The sequence below is a fragment of the Psychroflexus sp. ALD_RP9 genome (assembly GCF_017311165.1).
Classification (GTDB): Bacteria; Bacteroidota; Bacteroidia; order Flavobacteriales; family Flavobacteriaceae; genus Psychroflexus.
In genome coordinates this window covers 1,482,618-1,509,228 of the sequence record NZ_CP062973.1, presented here as the reverse complement: position 1 = coordinate 1,509,228, position 26,611 = coordinate 1,482,618, and the positions used below count along the sequence as shown (strand labels likewise).

Here is a 26,611-nt window from a genome sequence, read left to right as displayed (position 1 = left end):
AAACTTAAAATTGTTACTAAATTATTAAGAATTATAAGGCTTTAAAGCATCGCTTTTTAAGAGTTTTTATTGTTAATTGACTTGAAATTAATTTACCTGAAGATACCGAATCTTCATCAAAATTCGGAGGCTCTAATTGGAGCTCTTTTGCCTTTTTTAAGTAATAATAACGTCTTTTCGGATGTTGTGTACTTACACCATGAAAGCAAATTTGAGTGAGTTGGTGAAACTTATCTAACAAAGCATCAATAAGACTTACGCAATCGGATTGTTGTATTAAATTAACAGGAGCTTCTGGCGATTTAATGTTAGATTTTCCCGCTAAAAAATGAATTGGGTGTCGGTCATTGCCTATTAAACCGCCAAAACGTAAAATCTTAACCGTTGGTAATTCTGCACGTAAAATAAATTCACTTTTCAAAACAGGATTTTGATCAATTTCGATTGATGAAAATTTATAATCTTCATGATAAACCGGTATCGACACATGATCAATAAAGACAGATGTTGAACTTATATACAATACTTTTTTTATGTTTGAATATTTTGAAATTTCTCGAGCTAAAACACGAACTGAATCTAAAAAATCAGCTGAGGATTGCTTTCTCAATTGCGGCGGAATTGAAATCACCAATGCTTCAATTGGGGAGAAAAAAGACTCAACATCGCCTAGAATTTCTAGAGGCGTAACTTTTACACAATAAGCTGAAGCACCAAGTTTCTTTAATTCTTCTAACTTAGTTGAAGTTGTTGCACTAGCATTTACCTGAACACCTTTGCCTATAAAATGTTTAGCTAAAGCTTTCCCTAACCAACCACAACCTAATATACCAAGCTTATTGTTCATTTACGATTATTTTTTGACTACAAATAATTGCATCATTAACAATAAAAGGTTTTGGAATTTGGTTCTCTTTTCTAGGTCTTACACTTAAACGTGCTTCATTTAACAAATCATAATTGATTTGATGCAACATAAAATTGAACTCTTCTGATCGATCGACGCTAAATTTAATTTTAATTGGCTCTTGATTGACCACATAATAATCAAATAACCGATTACTGAAACGCTTTTTAAAGATATGATAAGCCTTATTATCAAGATAAATACTGTCTGCCGTTAATTGATTAATACTAAAATCTAAAAAATTAATGTTTTGATCTGCATTTAGAGTAAGTCTTTTAGTTTTTGGGCTAGGAAAAATTTCAAGTTGATAACTAATAGATGCTTTTGTTTCTTCTAAGGTATCTAATTTAACCTTAGCTTTTGCAAAATCTATGTAAGGTGCTCCAGACATAAATGTTGCCTTAGAATTATATTTACTACTAAAATCAGAATCGCTAATAAGTGTGTCTTCAGCAGAGAAATAAGTTGAAGTATAGCTATCTAATTCAGTATCATACGATAACCAGTATGCCTGATTCTGGTCAAGGTTTACATGATAATTTAAACTATTAGGCCGAGGTCTTTCAGTAGTAAATTCCGCAGAAAAGTGAGCTTTAACAAAAAAAACTATTGCTAAAATAACTAGAGCATAACTACTTAATCTTGATGCTAAATTTGAAGTAATAGCAACTTGAATAAAGCCAAAACTAAGCATGATAAACAGCGCACTTAAACCAAGCATAGATAAGCCAAGCCCTACAGGAAAAAATTGAATAAAAGGTGTAAATAATACCAAAGCTGGGCAACCTAAAACAAGAGCTGTAAATCGTTTGTATTTAAGTCTTAAATTAAAAACAAACATGCCAAAAAAGCCAAAAAATAATGGTAAGATAAAGTAATTTGCACCAGGCAAAGCTAAGTTAAATACTAGACATACACACCAAGCTAACAGACCAAAACTAGTATATATAGCTGCTGTACCAAGCTTTTTTTGATAATACCTTGTAGTACTTATTAATAAGGCTAAAACTATAAAAACAATACCCCAAATATAGTCATGACCATTATAAGTAAAACCTTGTAAAATAGATTGATATTGAGGATAAATTGCTCGAATTAAATAGTATATTCCTGTAGCTATAAGTGGTAGACCTATTAAAAGTAAAAACCATAAAATTAAGCTTTTGCCAATGTCTTTTAATTGAAATCGTTGTCTTTGTAGGCCCGAGTAAATTACAATTAACCATAAGACTAAACCAATTATAAGTAATGGCCAAGACCAAGAATAACTGTAGCTTAATAGTTTTAAATTAGCAAAATTGACATAAACTTGATCTTCTGAAGTGTTTAGTAAACCCAGATCTGCTGAAGCAAACTCAGGTATGAGATGCATAAGGTAATCGGCTTGATGAAGTAGGCTTGTATCATCTAATCGGTTTGGTACGTCTAAAGATGTGTGATAGTCAAAGTGGTCGTCAATGAAAGCAAAAAATAAGCTAGGAATATCTGCTTTTTCTCTAAACACAGTAGAGTCTGTATCATTAGGAAGCAACTTATAAACACTGTACATGAGTGAGTTTGCCATTGGATAGTTGACACCAGCGTTTTGAACATGTTTTATTATCTGAGCATTGCCGTAATTAGTTTCAACAATCATATTACTTGGTCCGCCACTACCTCGTGCTTCAAAATTTAAAACCATTTCTACATCTTTTGCCCAAGGATGTTGACGTACAAATAATTCTGCACCATTTAGGCCAAGTTCTTCGGCATCTGAAAAGCAAATAATAATATCATTCTCAAATTGAGGATTTGTTGCCAAAAAAGCTCTAAGACTTTCAATTATAACGGCAACACCAGAAGCAGCATCACTAGCACCATAGGAAGAATGTGGAGCAGAATCATAATGACTTAACAACAAAATTGCTTTATGGCTAGGTTTGGGATTAGTTGCTTTTATTCGACCAAGAATATTCTCTGGTATTGTTAGATTACCATCATCTGTTAAGCTAAACCCTTGTTGTGTATGAACATCTGCGATACCAATATCAGTGAGCTCTTGGCTAATATAGTTACTAACTTTAGCATGTGCTGTAGAACCAACATAGTGAGGTTCTTTTGCGATATTTGTTACGTGTGCTTTTACATTACCTAAAGAAAAGTTAGGATTGTTTAAGCTGTCTTCAGTTTGTGGAGAGAAACTTTGATAAACAGCTACAACAACTACTATTAGTAAAGCTGTAAAAAAAAATTGTTTGATAAACTTCATTGTTTAATCACGTTTAACTAATGCAAAATAATCATTACCGATGTCTAAATAACCTTGGTTATAAACAAAATAATATATGCTACCTTTTTTTGTCTTGTAAATACTGGTAAATAATTTAAAATTAAAACCCTTAGCCATTAAAGTTTGCCTATTAACTTTAGTTTTATCATTGGGATTTAGCTCATTTAAAATACGGTAATTCTTTCGTAACTGATTATTAGTGTTACGTACTACTTTGGTTTGGTCTCTATTACGTTTATTATTAAACGCATTTCGGCAATAATCGGAGCAAAAACGTTTATCGCTTCTTCCCGAAACTGGCTCTTGGCATTCTTCACAGAGTCGTTTCATAATGGTAGAAATTTAGATAGATCTATTGGTTAGCCAGACTAATATACACATTTATGATGAACTCTATAAATTAAAAAAGCCGCTAAATTAATTTAGCGGCTTTACTTATTTTATAATATAAGTTTATTCTACAATAATAAATTCAGAACGTCTATTCTCTTCATGCTCTTCTTCAGTACAACCATTTGTACAATCGTTGATAGGTTCTTCTTCACCTTTTCCTACACCTGAAACACGTGAGGCATCAATACCTTTTGAGATGATATAGTCAACTGTGCTTTGAGCTCTTTTTTCTGACAAACGCTTGTTATAAGCAGCTGGACCACGTCTATCTGTATGACTTTCAATTCTGATTACAACATCAGAGTACTCTTTAAGAACTTCAACAATTCGATCTAAGCCCAGTGCAGCTTCAGGTCTAATGGTTGCTTTATCAAATTCAAAAAAGATGTTCTTGAGTGTCACAGAACGATCCTCAATAAGATCTTTAACAGGAACCATCGGAATAGTAACTACCATTTGTTCACCTTCAGCAGTAACGCGTTTTGAAGCACTTTCAAATTGATCTTTATTAGCTTGGAAATCATATTCTAAATCCATTAATAAAATAGTACTAGCCTTACCTGCTTTATCTGTTTTAAGCTTAGTAATTTCATCACCATTATCCTCGTAAACAATAACTTCTGCAGCTTCTATTGGCTCTTGTGTTTCGGAATTTACAAGGTTAACAATAACCATGGTTTGATCTAGTGGCTCTATTAAATTTGCTTGATAAATATCATCATCTAATGAATTTTTTCCACGATTAGACGATACATATCCTGACTTCATAGCAACCATATAGGTAAATGAAAAATCATCGGCAGATGAATTCACAGGTTTACCAATGTTTCTTGGTTTTACAAAATTACCATTATCATCTAAATTAGCGTAGAACACATCATAACCACCTAAACCTAAATGGCCGTCGCTAGAAAAATATAAGCGTTGATCTTGATCTACAAAAGGGAAACTTTCTCTTCCAGGTGTATTAATTTCATCTCCTAAATTTTCAGGTTCACCAAAGCTGCCATCGCTGTTTATGCTAACTTTATAAATATCAGATTCACCAAAACCTCCAGGTCTATCGCTTGAAAAATATAGGGTTTTATTATCAGGACTTAATGCTGGTGAGCCAGTTGAGTAATTTGAACTATTTATTGGTAATTCCTGTACATCAGCCCATTGCCCATCACGCAATGAAGCTTTATAAATTTTAAGGCGACCGATACCAGTCGAGTCTTGCTCATAATTACCATCTGTGTAATCATTTCGTGTAAAATATAAGGTTTGTGCATCGTTTGTTATGGCGACAGTACCTTCATGAAATTTAGAATTTACTTCACCTTCTAACTCTACTTCATTTTTAAATGTACCGCCAACATTGCTAGCAACAAATATATCAAGTGTTGGTTGATCGTTCCAGCCATAAGTTCGTCTCGATTTATTTCTAGCTGAAACAAAAAATAACTTCCCATCATATTCATAAGCTCCGAAATCTTGATATTCTGAATTTAATTCCAAACGCTTAACATCAAATTTAGGTTCTGCAAATAAAAGTTTTGAAACATAATTTGGATTTTCCTTAAAAGCAATTGCTCGTGCATCTTGTGGTGCTAACTCAGAAAATTTACGCATAGCCTTTTTAAATTCATCTAGACGTTTATTAGCGATAAGTGTTTGGGCGTAACCCAGATAATCTTCTGCGCTTGGTGTTTCTACCATACTTAAATAAGTATCGTAATGTCTTTCAGCTTCTTCGGTTTTATAAATTTTGTAATTAGAAATAGCTAATTGTTTATAAACATAAGCGTCTGCTTTACCATCTCTAATAAGCTCTTCGTAATCTTCAATTGCATCTACAAATTCTAAACGATCAAAATGTTTATCGGCTTTTTTAGTAGATGAATTTTGTGCCTGAAGTGTCAATGTACTAAGTAGGACACTAAGTAAAAATGTATATAATGTTTTCATGGTTGAAATATCTTGATGATTAGAAATAACGTGGAGAAATGAATGTTTTTTTCTTGAAGAAAATATCAAAAATAACAAAAGCTTCATATGATGGTTCGTTTAAGTCGTTTGTAGAACTATCATAAGCGAATCCTAGCTGAAGCCAATCAGTTGCACGAACACTCATCAAACCACTTACAGCGTCTTCATAACGGTATGAAGCACCTATTTCAAATCTGTCATAAAATAAGAAGTTGGCATTTGCATCAAAAGATACAAATGAACTAAACTCAGATTTGATTAAAGTTGAAGGCTTAAACTTCAAGTAGTCTGTCAGTTGGAATACATAACCAGCGGTTAAAAAATAATGCTGTTCTTGAGTTCCAAAACCTCTACCGTTTTTATCAAGATAAGTTTCACTTAAAAAATTTGGAACAGACAAACCAACATAGTAGTTGTCAGAGTACAAAAATAATCCTGCCCCTAAATTTACAAAGGACTCAGAAACGTTTGGTGTAAAGGCAGAGTCGTTTTCTTGTGCTAAATCAATAAAACCGATATCTTGAAAAGTTGCACCTGCTTTTATACCAAAAGCTAATTTGTGTTTCGCATCTAAATTGATGGTATAAGAGATATCTGTATAAATATTTGTTTCTTCAACCGGCCCAATCTGGTCTTGAATTCCTGACAAACCAATACCTAAGCCATTATTTAATGGTGTGTGAGCTGCAAATGTAAAGGTTTGGGGAGCACCTTCTATTCCTGACCATTGATCTCTAAATAATAAACCTAAAGACAAATTTTCTTTAGAGCCTGCATAAGCAGGATTCACCACATTCATGTTGTACATGTATTGCGTGTATTGTGGATCTTGTTGAGCCTTTGAATGATGACTAATCAGCAAAAATGAGATGCAAGCTGTTAGTATATAAAACTTTTTCATGTGAGTGTAATTTATGATATGTTGAACTTAAAACCAACCCGCTTCAGCAGGTTGGTATTTAGTTGTTTGTTAGTTTCGTTTAATGTATATCCAACCTGTTTTTTGGCGACCAAATACAGGATCTTCATTTCTTAGCTTTATAACATAGAAGTAAGTTCCATTAATTAGTTTGTCGCCTTCGTCAGATTGCCCGTTAAACTCGTTGACGTAATCTTTCAAGAAAAACACAGAACGTCCATTTCTATCAAAGATTTCAACGCTTTCAATTCCTGATCTATCATTTAAGAAAGCTAAATCCAAAACATCATTTTCACCTGGAGTTTCATCTGGAGATAAGCCTTGAGTGATTTTACATCCTGCATTTTCATAAGGTGCAATTTCAATATCTGTAGCTAACAAATTGCTTGTAGCTGTACAATTGTCAATGTTAATTACACAATAATATTCATCATTAAAAACACCTTGCTCGTCATAGACTACAGTTATACTTGATGTAGTCTCAGGAAGTTGAACATCATTTTTATACCAAGTATACTCAACCTCATCAGCTGAGGCATTTGTTAAACTTGTTTCAAGCACAATTTCATAAACAGGAATATCTGGAGTTCCAGTACCGTCTTCACAATAATTTAGAACAGTATCTATAGAATCAGAAGGTACTACTTCAACTAAAATATCATCACGCTCTTCAATAGTAACACTATCAGTTGATGAGCAGTTTGTACCATTTGGTGTAACAGTGACTTCATATGTACCATAATCTGTTGGTGTTAGGGTTGAAGTAGTTGCACCATTAATTGTTGCACCATCTAATGTCCACTCATAAGTCACTTCTGCATCAGTATAATTTGAAGCAGTAGCATCAAGAGTTTCTGAAGCTAAATCACACGAAATAAGTGTCTCATCTCCAAGTTCAATTTCAGGAGATACATTAAATGTGTAATCTACAGAATTAGTTACAGAACAGCCATCTATGGTCACAGTGACTTCATAGGATCCTGTGGTACTAACTTCAATAGAAGCTGTATCTTCACCAGTTGACCATGCATATGTTGCATTTGCGGCATCTCCATCAATTATGTTTGCTGTAATAGTTTGAGGGTTTGCATCACAAAGTACTTGGTCCTGACCTAAGTCAACTTCAAAAGCACCACCTTGAACTGGGAATATAAATTCAGTTTCACAAACTTGAGGTTCTCCTGTAGCTGAGCCATTAGAGGTTGTTACAATAACCGAGTATTCACCACCTTGAGTGACGCTATAGGTAGGATTGGTTGCGTCGGTTATTTCATTACCATCTAAAAACCATTGATGATCAACTGAACCAAAACTATCGTTATTTACTGGACTAGCGTCTAATGTAATTGTTTGTCCTTCGCAAACCACAAGATCTTGCGGTACAGTTATTTCTGGCTCTTCTTCTATAACAACAGTAAAGAATTCACGCTCTTCTAAAAATGTTCCTGTTTCAAAAGTTTGAACAAAATATTGTCCTGAAATATCTGTTGTATAATCTTCATTAAATGCATCTTGTTCATTTATGGCTACATAGTCATCTAATGCTTCATCAAATACATACCACTGATAAGCAGCTATATCAGCAGGATCAAATTCAGAAATCATAGTCACTTCTTCACCTGCACAGGCTCTGATGGTATTTTCAAACACTAAATCACAGTTAGTTGAGCCAGCATCTGGTTCACCAAAGTTAGTTTGGCCTAAGCTAATATAACCTGGCTGTTGATTAAAATTAGTAATCACAACCGCATAATATTCACCAGCCTGAGCATTTGGGATCGTAAACTCTTCTATTGCGGCAGCTGAATAACTACAATCAACTGTATTAGCAGCTGTTAAATCTCCACAATTACTTTCTGCTTCAGTAAATGGACCATAAGCAATAAAATCAACATCCAAACCTTGCCCAATAGGCTCACCATTTTCATTGTATGCCGTATTCTGAGTAATAGTAAACCCTAAGTCTCCAGTTTCTTGAACTTGCATAAAAAACCAAGCTGGATTAGGCTCTGAACCTAAGCATCCGTAATCTGGACCCGTTTCAGCAACAGATTCTGTTAAATAAAAGTAACCGTTAGGAAAAATAAGTGGCTGTGGGTTACCTTGATCATCAAAAGGGGCACAAAATGGCGCTGACACATCACAAGTAGAATTATCTTCTCCAAATTGCGGTGTAGTTAAACATAGTTCAAATTCAGCATCAGATTGTGTGTCTGAAAAAACACGAATTTTGTAAGTCTCACCTATAATTAAGTCCTGAGCTACAATAGCATCACTATCACCAAAATTATCAAATTCTTCACTACAATATAACTCAGTTAAGTTACCACAATCGTCTGCATAAATAGCTTGAGACGGACCACCAAAACCATCTGTAATAATAGTAGAAGTAATTGTTGTGGCAGTTGCCGTAAATTCAAACCAAACGTCTTGAGCAGCAGGGCCTGCGCAAGATACAGGAACTGAACTACCACTAGATTGTTCTAAAGTTCCAAAATTTAAGGTTTCACAAAAGTTATTTGGATTGATTACTGCAACAGAAGCAGTATCACATGTGTTGTTAGGCGGCGGACAATTATCTCTAATCACACCACTTGAAATGGTACAATTAGCATCATCTTCATTAATCGTTGTAAAACTAACACCTGTTCCAATAGGATAAGGTCCAAACTGTTCTGTTTGACCATTAGCTGAAACGCCTGAAACTGAGTTCCCTTGATCATCTTCAATAGTGATTGAAGTGGCAGTACCTAAATCATCTATCACAACATCAACAAAAAACTGATCGTTAGCACAATCATCTACTACATTATAAGACACGTCTTGAAAAACACAAGTTGCACAAGCCACTGTATAATCTATAGGTGTGTATCCTTGTGACTGACAATCGACACTACCATCAGCATCAACTTGAATGTAAATCACACTTCCTGAGGATTGAAAAAACATACCATCTAAAATACCATCACCATTTGGCCCATATTCTTCGCCAGGGTTTAAAACCGTTGTTCCATCAGAATCTAATACGATAAACTCGTCAAAGAAATCTTCAACTTGACCTTCATTAATAATTAAATTTAAAGGTGTTCCATCATTACTAGTGTAGGAAAATTCAGTAATACCACCATTCGTGTAACAAAATGAATTATTTATTGATCCTACACTACAATCAACTATTTCGTGCGGATTAGTCTCTGTTGTAAAGCTAAATTCTTGACAACCTGTTGCTTGACCAACACTATTATAAGGTATTATTGTCACATAAAATGTAGCATCATACTGATCTAAAGCGCCAGGCAACACATTATTGATTTGTGTAGAAGAACCTACATCTTCGTTATCTAAAATATCTGTACCTCCAGGTGTTGTTCCAACACTAACTAAATAACCACTTGGTAAACCTGTAGCAGGAGTCCATTCTAACGGTGTTGCAATATTAACATCAGTTGCACCGTCTGTAGGTGTTGTTAAATTCACATCACAGTTAGGTGGTGCGTTTAATACTTGCGTACCGTTAATATTGTCTAACACAAATCTAAAGCCTTGAACGTTTCTGCTAACTACAAAACGTAGTTTAAAATCATCACCGGCTGGTAAATCTGCTGCTGCTACTGTAAAAGTCGGTGCCGCAACACAATCTTCACTAGAAGTATAATTGATGTCATCGATTGTTCCAAAAGTTGTCCAGTTTGCACCATTATCAGTAGAGTATTGAACTTCAGCTGTTCCCCAACCTGATGGAAATGCAGAACCATCAGCAGCATCGACCACTTTATAATCAAAATTTAAAGTAAAATCGGTCCCATTAGATTGACCTTGGATATTAACTGAAGTTAACTGTGCTGAAAAGGAAAAGAATCCTGTAAATGCAGCATTAGCACTTAGTCCTTCACAAGCCGAATCATTGTTAAAAAGAAATGGCGCAGCTGATGCATTACCAACCCAACCTGCGGGCTGTCCTTGATTGAAGTTTTCGAAAATACCAATTTGACTAAAGCCAAAATAAGGTATACAAAAAACTAATGTTAATAGTAAAATTTTTTTCATGAGGTAAACATTTATTTAGGGCGTGAATATAAAAAAAATGTTAGGAGTAAGTTAAGGTTTTAATCTGTAAATGAACATCTACTTAAAAAATTAACAAAAAAAGGACTCTAAGCTTCAAAAGAGTATCTAGTATTTTCTTAGTATTTTTGTTTTTTTCAAAATAATTTTATGCTAGAGACACAATCTATTGAGTACGAGAAAGCCGTTTTAATCGGAATAATTAATCAGCAACAAAATGAAGAGAAATCAAAAGAATATCTTGACGAACTTGAATTTTTAACTTATACGGCTGGTGGTGAAGTTATTAAGCGATTTCAGCAAAAACTTGATATTCCAAATCCCAAAACATTTATCGGTACAGGAAAAATAGAGGAAATTCGAGAATTTATTAAAGAACATGAAATTGGCTCTGCAATTTTTGACGACGAACTTTCTCCAGCTCAACAAAAAAATATTGAAAAAATTTTAAAATGTAAGGTTGTAGATCGTACCTATTTAATCTTAGACATATTTGCCCAGCGCGCTAAAACAAGTTATGCTAGAACACAAGTTGAATTAGCTCAATATGAGTATTTACTTCCGAGATTGACAGGACTTTGGACACACCTTGAACGCCAACGCGGTGGTATTGGAATGCGTGGTCCTGGTGAAACTGAAATCGAAACTGATAGACGAATTGTTCGTGATAAAATAAGCCTTCTAAAGAAAAAACTTAAAACGATTGACAAACAAATGGCTGTCCAACGTGGTAATCGTGGCAGCTTAATTCGGGTTGCTTTAATCGGTTATACTAATGTTGGCAAATCTACTTTAATGAATGTAATTAGCAAGAGTAAAGTCTTTGCTGAAAACAAATTATTTGCAACGCTTGACACAACTGTAAGAAAAGTTGTAATTAGAAACTTACCGTTTTTACTAACTGACACCGTTGGTTTTATAAGAAAACTTCCCACACAACTGGTAGAATCTTTCAAGTCGACACTTGATGAAGTCAGAGAGGCTGATTTACTTTTACACGTTGTTGATATATCTCATAAAAATTTTGAAGAACACATCAGCTCTGTTAATAGTATTCTTGAAGACATCAAAGCCCAAGACAAACCAACCATAATGGTATTTAACAAGATTGACGCTTATGAAGCCGAAACATTAGATGAAGATGATTTAAGCACTAAAAAAACAAGCGCCCATTTTAGTTTAGAAGAATGGAAAAATACCTGGATGAATAAATTAGGTGATAATGTTTTGTTCATTTCAGCAACCGAAAAAGAAAATATGGAAGATTTTAAAAGAAAAGTCTATGAAGCTGTAAGAAAAATTCATATCACTAGATTTCCATACAACAATCTTTTATACCCTGAATATGACCAAAATTTTGAAGAATTATAATTTTGCTACTTATTTGAAGTTAACAGGTTTTATAAACTAAACATTATTAATCTTTTAGCAGCAACCAACGATTAGTCTTAAAAGGCTGCCACTTGATACTTGTAAGATCAAGATCTGGCGAAACTAAATATCGACGAGCATGTTGGTTTAATTTTACCCAAGCCGTAGCATAAATCGCCATATTTTGGTTTGAAAGATTTTGTTTTAAATGTTGTGTAAATTGCCAAAATACATCAGGTTTACCAAGTGAACGCTGCTGCTTTTTTGTTAAATAGTCATCTAAGTTAACATGGCGAATTTGCTGTGTTTCTAAGTCTTTTATTTTAAAACGAACGAAACTAGACTTTGCTCTTAGCATCATTCGCCAACTCATTCGGTGGCCTTCTTCACTCCAAAACACATCACTATTTATAAAATGATGTCTTACAGGTAAAATAAGCTGAATTAAAATCCAAAATACTAATCCTACAACTAAAACAGGCTTTTTAGAAAATTCTTTAGCTTGCTTAGCTGCTTTTAAACTAGGTTTTCTCGGAAGAAATCTTTTACGAATAACTTCAACTGGAAAGAAAAAGACTGTAAAGGCTAATGACATATAAGGAAAAATACCTATTTGAAAAACTATGCTATTAAACAAATGAAAAAACAAGCTTATTCCAAAAGCAAATTTTCGTGTTTTAGACCACAGCAATAATGGAACAATTAATAAATCAAAAGCAATTCCGAAATAAGCCATTCCATAGTGTATCCACTTTTGCTGAAGCATCTCACCTATCAAAAAATAATTTGCTTTAGACTTCATAAATATTGCTATCACTTCAGTATTTATCCAATCTGGATAAATTTTGGCCAATGCTGCATAAGTGTAAACGATAGCCAACTGAGTTATAATTAAAACATTAACCCAATTAGGCATAACCAGAGACTTTAAAGACTGGTTTTGTTTAACGTCTAAAGATTTGTATTGATGTGCTGGCATAAAACACATCATGAGGCTGAGCAAGACTAACAGGTAATAATGATTATTATAAGCCGACTTTTGCATCAAGTAAGCCACTAGCCAAAATAAAGTAAAACCTATGATGCTAAAACGGTATTTATAACCAAGCATAACGCCAATACCAAAAATTCCCATCACGACAAACCACACATACATGAATGGTCCTTGCAAGTATTGAAGAAAATCTAAGCCTATGAAATTAAATGTGAATTTAGGTTCAACTAATACACGTTTTACCCAACCTGTTGCAATAGCTCCCCAAGACTCTAGTGTAATTAATAGCCCGAAACAAATTCTAAAAACAATTAAAGCTGAATTGTCGACTGGTTTAAATAATAACTTACTAAGCATCTGCTAATTTTGATATATAATCTAAGGCCTTAATCTTATCGTTTTGCATCGCCAAAATTAAATCGTTTATATCATTAAATTTTTCTTCACTTCGCAAGCGCTTTAATAACATGATCGACAAATGCTTACCATATAAGTCTTGATTAAAATCAAAAAAATGAGCTTCAATACTTTGTTTGGCTTCGTTAAATGTAGGATTAGTGCCGATATTCATCATCCCAAAAAGCGTTTTCCCACCAATGATAGTTTTTACAACGTAAACTCCCGATTTAGGAATTAATTTGTAACTCTCTTGAATGTGTAAGTTAGCAGTTGCAAAACCTAAATCTTTACCAATTCCTTTACCTTTGACCACCTGACCAGAGAGCTTAAACGCTTGAGTAAGATATTTATTTGCAAGTTCTAAATCTCCTTCAGTCAAAGCTGTTCTTATTTTAGTTGAACTGACAGCAACTTTTTCTATATCTTGTTTTGAAATTTCTTCAACTTTAAACTTAAAATCGTTTCCATAAGCCTTCAGGTCGTTAATATCTGCTGTTCGATTACGACCAAAGCGATGATCGTAACCAATAATAATATGTTTAGCGTATAATTGTTTTACCAAAATGTCTTCAACATAGGTTTGAGCCGATAATCTTGAAAACTCTAATGTAAATGGATGAATTATTAAATGGTCGAGACCTGTTTCTTCTAAAATTGATACTTTCTCATCTAAGGTGTTAATCAATTTTAATTCAGAGTTATGTTGAAGAACCATTCTTGGGTGAGGAAAAAAAGTTAATAAAACTGATTGCAAACCTTCTTTTTTAGCAGAATTAACCAGGCGTTTTAATATTTTACGATGTCCTACATGAACACCATCAAACGTACCAATTGTTATGGCAGTTTTACCTTTACAGTTGAAATCTTTGATGTTGTGGTAAATATTCAATTTGCTTATCGTTAAATTATTTTCCGTTAAATTGATTCATCGTTAAAGACAAGCCAGCTGTTCCAAACGATTTAATTATTTCGACACATTTTTCCAGTCGCTCATTTAATTTGTCTTGTTCATCTTTAGACCATTTCCCCAATACATAATTGACTTGTTGTCCTTTAGAAAATTCATCTCCGACGCCAAACCTTAGCCGAGCGTATTTTTGAGTATTTAAACTTAACTGAATATTTTTTAACCCATTATGACCACCATCGCTACCTTTTCCTTTTAAGCGTAATGTGCCAAATTTTAGATTTAAATCATCAGTAATAATCAGCAAATTTTCAAGAGGAATATTTTCTTTAGTTAGCCAGTATTTTACCGCTTTACCACTTAAATTCATATAAGTGTTTGGTTTGAGTAAAATGAATTGTCGTCCCTTAAATTTGTAAACAGCAACATCACCAAGTCGCTTAGTTTCGTATTGTAACTCATATTTGTGCGCTAAAAGGTTTAATACCTCAAAACCAACATTATGCCTGGTAAATTCATATTCAGTCCCTACATTTCCAAGCCCTGCGATTAAAAACTTTTTCATAACAAAGTAAGCCTCAAACTAATTTTTAGTAAAAATAAAAAAGCATCTCGACATCGAGATGCTTTTAAAGTTTAAATATGGATTTAAAGTTTTATGATTCTGATTGACCTTCTTTATCTTCGCCTCCTTCAGCAGCTCCATCTTCGCTATCTTCATCGTCATCTTCATCAGTAACGGCAGAAATATTACGAGATGTTTTAACCATACAAATCACTGTATTATCTGGATGCATAATTTTATAATCATCACTTGCTACTGCAGTAACGTACAGTTTTTTACCAATTTTAAGTGGCGTTACATCAGCTACAATATAATCTGGCAAGTTGCTTGCAAGACCTCTTACCATCATACGGCGCATATTAAACCTCAATACACCACCATTTTTTACACCTTTAGGAATACCTTCAGCATGAACTGGAATTTCCATTGTGATTTCTTGATCATCACCAAACTCATAGAAATCCATGTGTAAAATTTCATCTGTTACAGGATGAAATTGGATATCTTGTAAAACTGCATTAGCTTTAGTACCGTCATTCAACTCTAACTTTACGGTGTGAACATCAGCCGTATAAACTAAGTTTTTAAAAGCTGGTGCTGGTGCATGAAAGTGCACGGCTTGGTTTCCTCCGTAAAGTACGCAAGGAATCTCTCCAGCATTACGTAAGGCTTTAGTTGATTTTTTGCCTACGCTTTCTCTTTTAGATCCTTCAATCTTGATTGACTTCATAATATATATTAAATTACATTAAAAATTTAGAACTTATTGATTTGTTGTTATGAACTGCTTGCATAACCTCTGCAAACAATTTAGCACAACTTACCACTTTTATTTTTTTACTTTCTTGTTTTAGAGGAATACTATCGGTTACAATTAATTCTTCTAAAGCAGATTTTTCAATCTTTTCATAAGCATTACCTGATAAAACGGGATGCGTACAAACAGCTCTAACTGATTTAGCTCCGCGCTCCATCATTAAGTTAGCAGCATGAGTTAGTGTTCCAGCTGTATCAACCATATCATCAACTAATACTACATTTTTACCTTTTACATCACCGATTAAAGCCATGTGCGAAATCACATTAGCTTTAGCGCGTTGTTTGTAACAAATTACAACATCACTTTCTAAAAATTTAGAGTAAGCATAAGCTCTTTTAGAGCCACCCATATCAGGTGAAGCAACCGTTAAATCCTCAAGATTAAGTGATCTTAAATAAGGCAAAAATATCGTTGAAGCGTATAAATGGTCAACTGGTTTTTCAAAAAAACCCTGAATTTGATCTGCGTGCAAATCCATGGTTATAATTCGGGTTGCTCCTGCCGTTTCAAGCATCTTGGCAACAAGTTTTGCTGCAATAGGCACACGCGGCTTGTCTTTTCGGTCTTGTCTAGCCCAACCAAAATAAGGCATTACTGCAGTAATATGTCTTGCCGATGATCGTTTAGCTGCATCAAGCATTAATAACATCTCCATCAAGTTTTTTGAACTTGGATGAGTTGAGCCAACAATAAAAACACGAGAGCCACGAACAGAATCTTCAAATGAAGGTTGAAATTCGCCATCACTAAAATTAAGCGTGATTACTTTACCTAAAGGAATACCATAAGCATCAGCAATAGATTTTGCGAGGGTTTCGGATTGTGAGCAGGCAAATATTTGAGCCATCTTAAACGATTCAGCCATAACATGTTACATTTATGGTTTGCAAAAATAGATAATTTAACTGAAGTGGCTATTTATTTTATCACTAATTTTTCTGTTTTCAGAAAATAATTCTAATTTTGCAAATCAATTGCCTTGGTGGCGGAACTGGTAGACGCGCTGGATTCAAAATCCAGTTTCTTCGGAAGTGCGGGTTCGATTCCCGCCCAAGGCACAAAAGCCTTCAAACTTTTGAAGGCTTTTTTTATTAGTTCACTTCGATATTTCAACTTTTAAAATAGCTAAACCAAAAAACTGGTTTTTATCTAATTCTTATAGAATATTTGGCAACTTTTACAACTTCATCTCATTTTTGAAGTCTAAATTTGTAAAAAATAAATTTTATGAAAGTAGCTGTGGTTGGTGCCACCGGAATGGTTGGTCAAGTCATGCTCGATGTGTTAAGCGAGCGAAATTTTAAAATTGATGAATTAATTCTAGTCGCTTCAGAGCGTTCAGTAGGGAAACAGATCAAAGTTCAAGACAAAACACACACTATTAAAAGTTTAGCTGATGCTGTTGATGCAAAACCTGACATCGCATTATTTTCTGCTGGCGGCAATACATCATTAGAATGGGCTCCTAAATTTGCAGCTGTTGGTACCAAGGTTATTGATAATTCTTCAGCGTGGCGAATGCATAAAGACCACAAATTAATTATTCCTGAAATTAATGCTAATGAACTAACATCTAAAGACTTCATTATTGCAAATCCTAATTGTTCTACCATTCAATTATTGATGGTGCTTAAACCTTTACATGACAAATTCAATATTAAACGTGTAGTTGTTTCAACCTATCAATCAATTACAGGAACTGGCTTAAAAGCCGTTAAACAACTTGAAGCTGAAGCCAATAATCAATCTGCTGAAATGGCTTATGCATATCAAATCCATAAAAATGCAATACCACATTGCGATGTGTTTTTAGAGAACGATTATACCAAAGAAGAAATGAAGCTTACCAATGAAACTAAGAAAATTCTTGGAGATCAAAACCTTAATTTGGTAGCAACTGCTGTCAGAATTCCTGTTGTTGGCGGCCATTCAGAAAGCGTTAATATCGAATTTGAAAATGCGTTTGATGTTGCCACAGTAAAGCAGACCTTAAAGCAAATGCCTGGTGTAACTTTACAAGACAATCCAGACGTTAACACCTATCCGATGCCTATTTATGCTGAAGGTAAAGATGATGTTTTTGTAGGCCGAATAAGACGCGATTTTACACTTGAAAACGGACTCAATTTATGGATTGTTGCAGATAACCTAAGAAAAGGCGCAGCCACAAATGCTGTACAAATTGCTGAATATTTAATTGAACACAAACTAGTTTAATTGGTCTTTAGAATCCGGCTTATCGGTAGATTTAGGACGTGTCATTTTATAAATCAAGTAAGCAAAACCAGCTACAAAATGCAAAATAATCACACCAGCAATTACATAGATAAAAGTATTAGAATCTCGCATAAAAATTTTCAATAAATTTAAGAGTTCCACAGTTATTTCACTATGATATAAATCAGCTTATTGTGAAAACGCTAAATATGATTTGAAATCTTTATATTTACAAAAACAATTTAAAATGAGAACATTACTTCTGGCTGGCATTGCACTGAGTTTAGTGGCTTGTCAAAACAATAACAAAAAAAATCAAAAATTGAAGTATCCAGAAACCAAAACCGTTGATACGATTACTAATTATTTTGGTACCAATGTTAAAGATCCATACCGTTGGTTAGAAGACGATCGAAGCGCAGAAACCGAGTCTTGGGTTGAAGCTCAAAACGAAGTTACTTTTGGTTATTTAGATCAAATCCCTTATCGCGACAGTCTTAAGCAACAGCTTACTGATGTATGGAACTACGAAAAAATAGGAGCGCCTTTTAAACGTGGAGATTATACTTATTTCTACAAAAATGACGGTTTACAAGATCAATCGGTCTTATACCGCTACAAAACTGGCAATTCTCCAGAACAAGTTGAAGTTTTTCTTGACCCAAATACGTTTAGCGAAGATGGAACAACTTCTTTAGGAAGCCTTAGTTTTTCTGAAGATGGTAAAACCCTAGCTTATTCTATTTCTGAAGGCGGAAGCGATTGGCGTAAGATTATTATAATTGATGCTTTAACCAAAAAACAAACTGAAGACACTTTAGTTGATGTAAAATTTAGCGGCATTTCATGGAAGGCTAACGACGGCTTTTTCTACTCTAGTTACGATAAACCAAAGGGAAGTGAGCTTTCAGCTAAAACCGATCAACACAAACTCTACTATCATCAACTTAACACAGCACAAGCTACTGATGAAGTTATTTATGGTAACACAAAAGCAGAAAAACACCGTTATGTCTCTGGTTCGGTTACCGATGATAATCGATATTTAGTGGTTTCAGCTTCAAAATCAACTTCAGGTAATCGATTAATGATTAAAGACTTAACACAAGCAGATGCACCATTTATAGATGTGGTTTCAAGTTATGAACAAGATGCTTATGTTATTGATAATGAAGATGACAAACTGTTTATAGTTACTAATCTTGACGCGCCAAACAAACGTATTGTTAGCACAAATGCCGCTGATCCTAGTCCAAAGAACTGGGTTGATGTCATCCCAGAAACCGAACATGTTTTGTCAGCTTCAACTGGCGGTGGTTACCTATTTGCTGAATATATGGTCGATGCTGTTTCCACTGTTAAACAATTTACTTACGAAGGTGAATTAGTAAGAGATGTTAAACTTCCAGGCGTTGGTAGTATCGGCGGTTTTGGGACAAAGAAAGAGGAGAAAGAACTCTATTATTCATTTACCAATTACACCACACCTGGCAGTATTTATAAGTATGAAATTGAAAGCGGTGAATCTGAGCTGTACCAAAAACCAAATATCGATTTTAATTCAGACAATTTTGTGAGTCGACAAGTCTTTTACAAATCGAAAGATGGAACTAAAATCCCTATGATTATTACGCATAAAAAAGGCCTTCAATTAGATGGCACTAATCCGACTATGTTATACGGTTACGGCGGTTTCAATATTTCGTTAACACCATCGTTTAGTACCGCCAATACCGTTTGGTTAGAAAATGGTGGCGTGTATGCCGTAGCTAACTTGCGTGGCGGTGGTGAGTATGGCAAAGAATGGCATGATGCTGGCACCAAGCTAAATAAACAAAATGTATTTGATGACTTTATTGCAGCAGCTGAATATCTAATCGCAGAGAAATACACCTCAACTGATAAATTAGCTATACGTGGCGGCTCTAATGGTGGACTTTTAGTTGGGGCAACCATGACGCAGCGTCCAGATTTAGTACAAGTTGCATTACCTGCTGTTGGTGTGCTTGATATGCTGAGATACCACACCTTTACGTCTGGTGCTGGCTGGGCTTACGATTATGGCACAGCCGAAGATGGTCAAGAAATGTTTCAATATTTGTACAATTACTCACCTGTTCATAATGTTAAAACTGATACTGAGTATCCAGCCACTTTAGTAACTACTGGTGATCATGATGACCGCGTAGTGCCGGCACATAGTTTTAAGTTTGCTGCAGAATTACAAGCTAAGCAAGCAGGCGACAATCCTGTTTTAATAAGAGTTGAAACTAACGCTGGCCATGGTGCAGGTAAACCAACTGCTATGATTATTCAAGAATATGCAGATATTTTTGCCTTTACATTTTACAATATGGGCATTAAGAAGTTATAAATACATCTTTAAATCAATAAGAAACCACCTTTAAAATGAAGGTGGTTTTTTGTTTTACATACTTTTGAGATAAGTATTAATATTATTTACAAATATGTGGCTAGCGTTGATTTGACTGCCTTTAAAAACAATAGAATCTTTATTTTTTACAATCATTAATTTTGGAAAGCTTTTAATATTGAGCAGTTTACCTAAATTGTAATTCTTTGAAAAAACTGATTGAAATTGATACTGTCTGACTAAAGACTTTACATTAAATTGTTTATCGCGTTTTAATGGAATATTTAAGCTCATAAAAACGAGATCTTTTTTATGGCTATAATCTTGGGCTAAGGCTTCAAATTGAGGAAATTTTTCTATACAAACTTTACAAGCACTGTTCCATAAGTCAACTACATAAGTTGTATCTGGATGAAATTCAAATACGCGACCACCTATACTATTTAAGTTTAATTGTTCTACAGGAATACGATCAACCATCAAATAACTATCGTCTAAACTTGCTTTTAACCAATTTTCGATAAAAACAAAACTTAGTATCAAATAAGCTAAGGCTAACACGAAATAATACCTTTTATTTAAAATCAATGCAAATGCTATACTGAAAAGAGGTATTATTAGTATTGGAAATATATGCATCGTGTCCCTAAATTCTTTAGCACTTAAAAAAGCTGATATGTAAATTAAAGTAAATGGAACAGCAATTAAAAATAGCTTGAATTTAGCTTTCTTAGGATTAAAGAATAAGAGAGCAGTAGAATAGTGAACTAAACCAACAACTATAAATTGTATAGTCCAGCCCAAAGCACCCGATAAAACTGAAATTGCAGCACAAAGTAATGAGAGTAATATCATTTTTTTGTGCCGCTTTAAAAAACTTAAATATTTATCCATACAGTTTTTTGTAACTCTTTACCTTTAATTAAAATTCAAATATCTTAAAAAGGTTTCTCGTGAAATTTCCTCAGCGCCTAATGAGGCTAAATGAGCAGTATACATTTGGCAATCGATTAACTTCACACCTTCTTTAGCAAGTTGTTGAACTAAGCGAATAAAGCCATATTTAGAAGCATTGCTTTGGCGTGTAAACATACTTTCACCACAAAATATCTCTTTTTCTTTTAAATAAATTCCATATAAACCGCCTACCAAAGTATAATCACTGTAAACTTCAACTGAAATGGCGTGACCTAAATCATGTAAATTCAAATAAGCATCTATCATTTCAGAAGTAATCCAGGTACCTTCTTGTCCACGCCTAGGCTGTTCAGCACATGCTAAAATTACAGACTTAAAATCTTGATTGTAAGTAACATTAAATTTGTTCTGTTTCAACAATTGCTTCATTGATTTTGAAATGTGTAAATTTTCGGGAAATAACACCATGCGTGGATTAGGACTCCACCACAATAGTGGCTCACCTTCTGAAAACCATGGAAAAATACCACTTTGATAAGCTAACAATAAACGCTTAGCAGACAAGTCGCCACCAACGGCTAACAACCCGTCTTTATTAGCTAATTTAGGGCTTGGAAACCATACATGCTCATCAAGTAAATACATTAATATAAAATTAAAAGTCCGCTAATAAAAATAAGACTTGCCACTAACATCATTATCAAGGTGTAACTTAATAAATGTTGAGCTTTAACTTTGGTGATTGCCAATAAAGGTAGCGCCCAAAACGGTTGTAACATATTAGTGACCTGGTCGCCATAAGCTAAACTCATAATTAATGTACGTAAATCAACATTTAATGCTTGAGCCGAATTGATAATTATAGGCCCTTGAATTGCCCATTGCCCACCACCACTTGGCACAAAAACGTTTACTATTGCCGCACTAATAAAAGTAAACACAGGTAAAATTTCAGCTGATGCAAATTGAGCAATAGTTGCGCTTAAACTTGCTATCAACCCAGAATCTCGCATTAATCCCATAATTCCGAAATATAGTGGAAACTGAATTAGAATTCCTCCTGCACCAAGAATAGCCTGCTGAAGCGCTTTAGAATAGGCATTTAAGTTTTTATGTAGAAGTAAGCCTAAACCTAACATACTAAAATTTAACAGATTAGGTGTTAACTGAAATTGTAGTATCTGTGCGCTATAATTAACGCCAACTGCAATCAGAATTAGCAAAGCAATTCCTTTAGATAACCAAGAAGATTGGTCTAAGAAATGTGAGTTTGCTATGCTTGAATCTGATGTGAATTTTTGAGATAAGACAGATTTATATTCAGGAAAAGTCTTGATAGTTATGGAACTAATGGCTATAAAAATACTTGGAATTAACAGCAAGATAAGTACAAACAAGGTCAAGTTTTGCCAACTAAATGTTGTTACAGCAGTTGAAATAAATGTTGGTAAAATTTCAGAAAACTCAGGTACTAAAGAAGCTAGATGACCTTTTTCAGCTACTTTAATAGTCGCTGATCCGCTTATCCCGCCATGCCAAATCAACATTCCGCTATAACCTAAAGCGCAAATTAATGGGTAATTAATTTTAATATGATTAAGATAAGCATGCTCGCCAATTTTTCGAGCTAAGATTGCACCAAAAACTAAACCTAAGCCCCAATTTAAAAATCCTGCCAACATTGTAAATACACTAATGACTATAATAGCTGAGTTTTGGTGTTTTACTAATTTGAGTAATTGCTTAAATAATTTTTGCATTGGTTCACTCAAAACTAAAACATGCCCCAATACTAAAATGAGCATCATTTGGTAGGCAAACTCAATTAAGCTTGAATTAAATATTCCGTTGTGCCAGAATTGAAGCAATTGAGTTAAATGCGAAGATTTATCTGGCGATGGAGTAAAAAGAAAAGCAAGCACAAAACTCAAGAAAGTTAATATAATAGCGATTGCCAATGGTGAAGGTAAAAATTGCCTTAAAAACTTATTTAATGTGTGGTGGAAGTTCATAAAAAAAGCCTCGAATTGAGGCTTAAATATAATAAAACTGAACTTATATAAGTTTCATGAATCTAAAAAGGCAAATCATCTTCGTCTTCTTCATTTAAATCGGTAACTGGTTCAAACTGATCTTCAGGTGCAACTGGTGGTTGAGTATTAGAATTTTGTTGCACAGCTTCAATGCGCCAACCTTGTATTGAGTTAAAATATTTAGTTTCTCCCTGTGGACTTACCCATTCACGACCACGCAAATTGATTCCTATTTTAACTTGTTGACCTACTGAATATTTATCTAGAATATCGGTTTTATCTTGAACAAATTCTACTAAAATGTGTTGTGGATATTGCTCTTCGGTAGTGACAACAACTTCACGTTTTCTGAAACCATTTTTACCATATTCTTTTGTTTCACCTAAAACTTTAATCTTTCCTTGAACTTCCATAATTGTTATTTTGCTAATAATACTTTCCAAGCATCTATAACTTGGTTTTCATTTAAATATTCTTGAGCCACTAAATGGCGTTTTTTATCATCGGTTGTTTCTGTAAAAACTGCTAAATCTTTTTCCTCAATAAATTTTTTGATTTCTTCTTGAGTTGGTAAAGCTTCAACATTACCTAATTTGCCGAGATCATTACCTGTTAAAACCTCGCTTAATCTGATATTTTTAGGAATTTGGTCTACGCCGATTCCTAACTTTTTTAATGGTTTTTCGACTTCAAACATACCTTTATTTGCACGAGAATACCAATTTCCTCCCATGCGAGCCACTAAATCAATTTTGTGCTGATCTATCTTTAAATCGGCTGTTAGCAATGATTCGTCAACATGAACTTTTACAACCTCACAAACTACTAAATTTCCAGCGCCACCTTCTTCGCCTAATGCAATAATATCATTTACTTTACACTCATATTGTACTGGTGATTCAGCAACACGAGCTGGCTTAACCAAATCTGATTTTAGCATCGTCAATCCGCTTTTTTCAAATTCGTTAACACCTTCAGGGTATTCTGTACTTGACAGCGACATCTGCTGAACAATAGCGTAATTTACCACGTTAATTACCACTTCTTTAGTCTTATGGCAATTTTCAAGTGTGTGTTTAGTGGTATTGTTTCTAACACGACGTGCTGGTGAAAAAACCATTATAGGCGGATTAGCACTAAAAACATTAAAAAAGCTGTAAGGTGATAAGTTGTGTTCACCAATTTCATTTATTGTACTTGCAAAAGCAATTGGCCTTGGACCAATTGAACCAAGTAAAACACCGTGTAATTCAGGAGTTGTGATATCTTGTGGAATAAAACTCTTCATGATTGTTTGATTAATATTGAAGCACATAAACTTTAAACTTCTGAAACAATGTCTAATTATTATATTAGTTGAAGTTCCTCAAGTTAGCCTCATATTTATTACAAAGTTAGGAAATCAGAATTAAAGCAGGCTGATTAATCTTCAACTAATTCTGGATAAAATCCTGGGTATTTTTTTAGAGCTGCGCCGATCAACTCGTCAAATAATATTAATCGTTCATCTTGATTATTCATTTTAGCGCGTGAAGTTTCGACAACAGCCTGCCAAAATAAGCTTTTAGTAAGACCATCTACAAACTCAATCGTCAATGAAAATTTATCTTTTATAGCGGTTACTGGAATATTAGCACCTAAACCTGCAAACCCACTAAACATACCAACTTGAACACCTGAATAATTGGAAGATAAGGTTTGATATTGGTCTGCATAAACATTTACTCGGAAGTCTGGAATAAGTTTCTCTTTAAGTCCGTAATACTGAAGTGAATCATTTAAGGTTTTAACAATTGCTTTTTGATCTAAATCAGTTAATAAGCTGTCCTGAATTGGATAAATATTGTAAGTTTTATACGACTGGAAATCTACCGAAGTATCATAATCATACAACACGGTTGGTGTGGAGCATGAGGTGAGCATCAGTCCTAAGATTACTATTATTCCAAATTTCATCATAATATAATTTATGTACAATATAACAAAAATTACGCCACATCAACTTTAAAATCAACTGATTCTGAAAGTAAAAATAAAATTGACCTATTTACTATTCTTCAGGAGCTAATTCAATTTTTAGTCCTTCTAAATCTTCTGAAATTGGGATTTGACAACCTAATCTACTATTATCTTTAACATGAAAAGCTTCAGCTAACATAGCTTCTTCATCTGGACCCATTTCTGGTAGTTTTGTATCAGACTCAATATAACATTGGCAAGATGCACACATGGCCATACCGCCACAAATTCCAATTGTGCCTTCTGGTGCTAATTCATAAGAGCGAATAACCTCCATTAAATTCATGGCCATATCGGTAGGTGCTTCAACGATATGTGTGTGACCTTCACGATCTGTTATACTTAAAGTAACATCTTTTGCCATTTAATCTATTGATTTTACTACAGCTTTTGGTGCTTCCTTTTTACTGCCGTCAAAACCTGTTACACCACCAACAGTTGTGTACTTCATAACATATCTTTTATCAGGATAAATTTTCTGATAAGCACTTTGACACATTAGTGTTGCTTCATGAAAACCACACAAAATAAGCTTTAACTTACCTGGGTAAATATTGACGTCACCTATCGCGTAAATACCTGGAATGTTAGTTTGATAATCTAGAGTATTATCAACCTTTATGGCATTTTTTTCAATTTCTAAACCCCAATCGGCTATAGGTCCTAATTTTGGTGACAATCCAAACAATGGTATAAAGTAATCGGTTTCTAGCTTGAAATCTTCTTTAGGATTATTATTTTTTCGAACTGTAATAGAGTCTAATTTAGCTTCACCACTTAAACCAACAACTTCTGCTGGTGTTATGAGCTTGATTTTACCCATATCTTTAAGTTCTTTAACGCGATCTACAGACTCTAAAGCACCTCTAAATTCATTTCTACGATGAATTAAGGTTACACTAGAAGCTACATCAGCTAAAAAGATACTCCAATCTAATGCAGAGTCGCCTCCACCAGCAATAACAACAGATTTATCTCTAAACTTTTCAGGGTCTTTAACCATATATTCAACCCCATTTTTCTCGAAATTTGCGATATTATCAATAGGTGGTTTTCGAGGCTCAAAGCTACCCAAGCCACCTGCAATTGCTATAATTTTAGTGTGATGTTTAGTGCCTTCGTCTGTGGTAACAATAAAAGAGCCATCGTCTTGCTTTTCGATATCTTTAGCTTTTTCACCTAAAGTAAATCCAGGCTCAAAAGGTTTTATTTGTTCCATTAAATTATCAACTAAATCGCCAGCTAATACTTCTGGATAACCTGGAATATCGTAGATTGGTTTTTTAGGGTAAAGCTCAGCTAATTGACCGCCTGGTTGTGGCAGTGCGTCGATAATATGACATTTTAACTTAAGTAAGCCTGCTTCAAAAACGGCAAATAATCCTGTTGGTCCAGCACCAATAATTAATATATCTGTAGAAATCATAGATTAAAATTTGAAAAACAAAATTCTGAAAGACTTTGTTTATA

The 26,611-nt window shown here is 34.1% G+C and carries 23 protein-coding genes and 1 tRNA gene; 4 read left to right on the top strand and 20 right to left on the bottom strand.

The features are described from left to right. Positions 1-31 precede the first annotated feature (31 nt). From IMZ30_RS07060 to IMZ30_RS07035, 6 genes are all read right to left on the bottom strand, one after another. Positions 32-847 carry a short-chain dehydrogenase gene (locus tag IMZ30_RS07060; protein ID WP_207037627.1) on the bottom strand — a complete coding sequence of 272 codons (816 nt, stop codon included), beginning with the start codon at positions 845-847 and terminating at the stop codon, positions 32-34. Beyond that, positions 837-3,155: a M28 family peptidase gene (locus tag IMZ30_RS07055; protein ID WP_207037626.1), complete on the bottom strand. Its 2,319-nt coding sequence runs from the start codon at positions 3,153-3,155 to the stop codon at positions 837-839. Before IMZ30_RS07055 ends, IMZ30_RS07060 begins: the two co-directional genes overlap by 11 nt. Positions 3,156-3,158: 3 nt before the next feature. Further along, a complete protein-coding gene (locus IMZ30_RS07050; RefSeq protein ID WP_207037625.1) occupies positions 3,159-3,506 on the bottom strand; it encodes a hypothetical protein in 348 nt (115 codons plus the stop codon). 123 nt (positions 3,507-3,629) lie between these two features. Then, entirely contained in the window at positions 3,630-5,519 is a 1,890-nt protein-coding gene (locus tag IMZ30_RS07045; protein WP_207037624.1) for an OmpA family protein, read from the bottom strand. A gap of 19 nt (positions 5,520-5,538) precedes the next feature. Continuing rightward, positions 5,539-6,441, bottom strand: coding sequence for a type IX secretion system membrane protein PorP/SprF (locus IMZ30_RS07040; protein ID WP_207037623.1), 903 nt, complete (start codon positions 6,439-6,441; stop codon positions 5,539-5,541). Between the two features lie 69 nt (positions 6,442-6,510). Then, positions 6,511-10,506, bottom strand: a complete 3,996-nt coding sequence (locus tag IMZ30_RS07035) for a gliding motility-associated C-terminal domain-containing protein (RefSeq protein ID WP_207037622.1) — start codon at positions 10,504-10,506, stop codon at positions 6,511-6,513. Between the two features lie 168 nt (positions 10,507-10,674). Here IMZ30_RS07035 and hflX point away from each other — a divergent pair, with 168 nt between their 5' ends. Continuing rightward, positions 10,675-11,895 carry a GTPase HflX gene (hflX, locus tag IMZ30_RS07030; protein WP_207037621.1) on the top strand — a complete coding sequence of 407 codons (1,221 nt, stop codon included), beginning with the start codon at positions 10,675-10,677 and terminating at the stop codon, positions 11,893-11,895. 46 nt (positions 11,896-11,941) lie between these two features. On the opposite strand, the gene IMZ30_RS07025 is transcribed toward hflX, so the two are convergent. The 5 genes from IMZ30_RS07025 to IMZ30_RS07005 form a co-directional block, all read right to left on the bottom strand. Then, the gene (locus IMZ30_RS07025) at positions 11,942-13,246 is read right to left on the bottom strand and encodes an HTTM domain-containing protein (RefSeq protein ID WP_207037620.1); all 1,305 of its coding nucleotides are present in this window, start codon (positions 13,244-13,246) and stop codon (positions 11,942-11,944) included. Next, positions 13,239-14,177: a bifunctional riboflavin kinase/FAD synthetase gene (locus IMZ30_RS07020; protein ID WP_207037619.1), complete on the bottom strand. Its 939-nt coding sequence runs from the start codon at positions 14,175-14,177 to the stop codon at positions 13,239-13,241. The genes IMZ30_RS07025 and IMZ30_RS07020 overlap by 8 nt, the downstream gene beginning before the upstream one ends. A gap of 16 nt (positions 14,178-14,193) precedes the next feature. After that, positions 14,194-14,760, bottom strand: a complete 567-nt coding sequence (pth, locus tag IMZ30_RS07015; RefSeq protein ID WP_207037618.1) for an aminoacyl-tRNA hydrolase — start codon at positions 14,758-14,760, stop codon at positions 14,194-14,196. Between the two features lie 91 nt (positions 14,761-14,851). Further along, positions 14,852-15,490: a 50S ribosomal protein L25/general stress protein Ctc gene (locus tag IMZ30_RS07010; RefSeq protein WP_207037617.1), complete on the bottom strand. Its 639-nt coding sequence runs from the start codon at positions 15,488-15,490 to the stop codon at positions 14,852-14,854. 13 nt (positions 15,491-15,503) lie between these two features. After that, positions 15,504-16,427 (bottom strand): ribose-phosphate pyrophosphokinase, encoded by a 924-nt coding sequence (locus tag IMZ30_RS07005; protein WP_394331619.1) that lies wholly within the window; start codon positions 16,425-16,427, stop codon positions 15,504-15,506. 129 nt (positions 16,428-16,556) lie between these two features. On the opposite strand from IMZ30_RS07005, the gene IMZ30_RS07000 reads away from it, so the two are divergent. Together IMZ30_RS07000 and IMZ30_RS06995 are read left to right on the top strand one after the other, a co-directional pair. After that, positions 16,557-16,638, top strand: a tRNA-Leu gene (locus IMZ30_RS07000). Between the two features lie 169 nt (positions 16,639-16,807). After that, complete coding sequence (locus IMZ30_RS06995; protein ID WP_207037616.1) at positions 16,808-17,797, top strand: aspartate-semialdehyde dehydrogenase; 990 nt, start codon at positions 16,808-16,810, stop codon at positions 17,795-17,797. Here IMZ30_RS06995 and IMZ30_RS06990 read toward each other — a convergent pair. Beyond that, on the bottom strand, positions 17,789-17,929 hold the full coding sequence (locus tag IMZ30_RS06990; RefSeq protein ID WP_200796294.1) for a hypothetical protein: 141 nt from the start codon (positions 17,927-17,929) through the stop codon (positions 17,789-17,791). The two genes, IMZ30_RS06995 and IMZ30_RS06990, sit on opposite strands and share 9 nt — an antisense overlap. Positions 17,930-18,044: 115 nt before the next feature. On the opposite strand from IMZ30_RS06990, the gene IMZ30_RS06985 reads away from it, so the two are divergent. After that, positions 18,045-20,171 carry a prolyl oligopeptidase family serine peptidase gene (locus tag IMZ30_RS06985; RefSeq protein ID WP_207037615.1) on the top strand — a complete coding sequence of 709 codons (2,127 nt, stop codon included), beginning with the start codon at positions 18,045-18,047 and terminating at the stop codon, positions 20,169-20,171. A gap of 54 nt (positions 20,172-20,225) precedes the next feature. Here IMZ30_RS06985 and IMZ30_RS06980 read toward each other — a convergent pair whose 3' ends face one another. The 8 genes from IMZ30_RS06980 to IMZ30_RS06945 all read right to left on the bottom strand — a co-directional run bounded on the left by IMZ30_RS06980 (position 20,226) and on the right by IMZ30_RS06945 (position 26,567). Then, positions 20,226-21,026: a TlpA family protein disulfide reductase gene (locus tag IMZ30_RS06980; RefSeq protein ID WP_207037614.1), complete on the bottom strand. Its 801-nt coding sequence runs from the start codon at positions 21,024-21,026 to the stop codon at positions 20,226-20,228. A 63-nt stretch (positions 21,027-21,089) separates the two neighbouring features. Next, positions 21,090-21,734, bottom strand: coding sequence for a leucyl/phenylalanyl-tRNA--protein transferase (gene aat, locus IMZ30_RS06975; protein ID WP_207037613.1), 645 nt, complete (start codon positions 21,732-21,734; stop codon positions 21,090-21,092). Further along, positions 21,734-23,101: a TIGR00366 family protein gene (locus IMZ30_RS06970; RefSeq protein ID WP_207037612.1), complete on the bottom strand. Its 1,368-nt coding sequence runs from the start codon at positions 23,099-23,101 to the stop codon at positions 21,734-21,736. The genes aat and IMZ30_RS06970 overlap by 1 nt, the downstream gene beginning before the upstream one ends. Positions 23,102-23,163: 62 nt before the next feature. Beyond that, positions 23,164-23,535 (bottom strand): DUF3127 domain-containing protein, encoded by a 372-nt coding sequence (locus IMZ30_RS06965; RefSeq protein WP_207037611.1) that lies wholly within the window; start codon positions 23,533-23,535, stop codon positions 23,164-23,166. 5 nt (positions 23,536-23,540) lie between these two features. Further along, positions 23,541-24,410, bottom strand: a complete 870-nt coding sequence (locus tag IMZ30_RS06960; RefSeq protein ID WP_207037610.1) for a flavin reductase family protein — start codon at positions 24,408-24,410, stop codon at positions 23,541-23,543. Between the two features lie 134 nt (positions 24,411-24,544). Then, positions 24,545-25,078, bottom strand: a complete 534-nt coding sequence (locus IMZ30_RS06955; protein WP_207037609.1) for a DUF4136 domain-containing protein — start codon at positions 25,076-25,078, stop codon at positions 24,545-24,547. Between the two features lie 94 nt (positions 25,079-25,172). Next, complete coding sequence (locus tag IMZ30_RS06950; protein ID WP_207037608.1) at positions 25,173-25,505, bottom strand: 2Fe-2S iron-sulfur cluster-binding protein; 333 nt, start codon at positions 25,503-25,505, stop codon at positions 25,173-25,175. Continuing rightward, positions 25,506-26,567: an NAD(P)/FAD-dependent oxidoreductase gene (locus IMZ30_RS06945; RefSeq protein WP_207037607.1), complete on the bottom strand. Its 1,062-nt coding sequence runs from the start codon at positions 26,565-26,567 to the stop codon at positions 25,506-25,508. It abuts the gene before it with no gap. Positions 26,568-26,611: the final 44 nt, after the last annotated feature.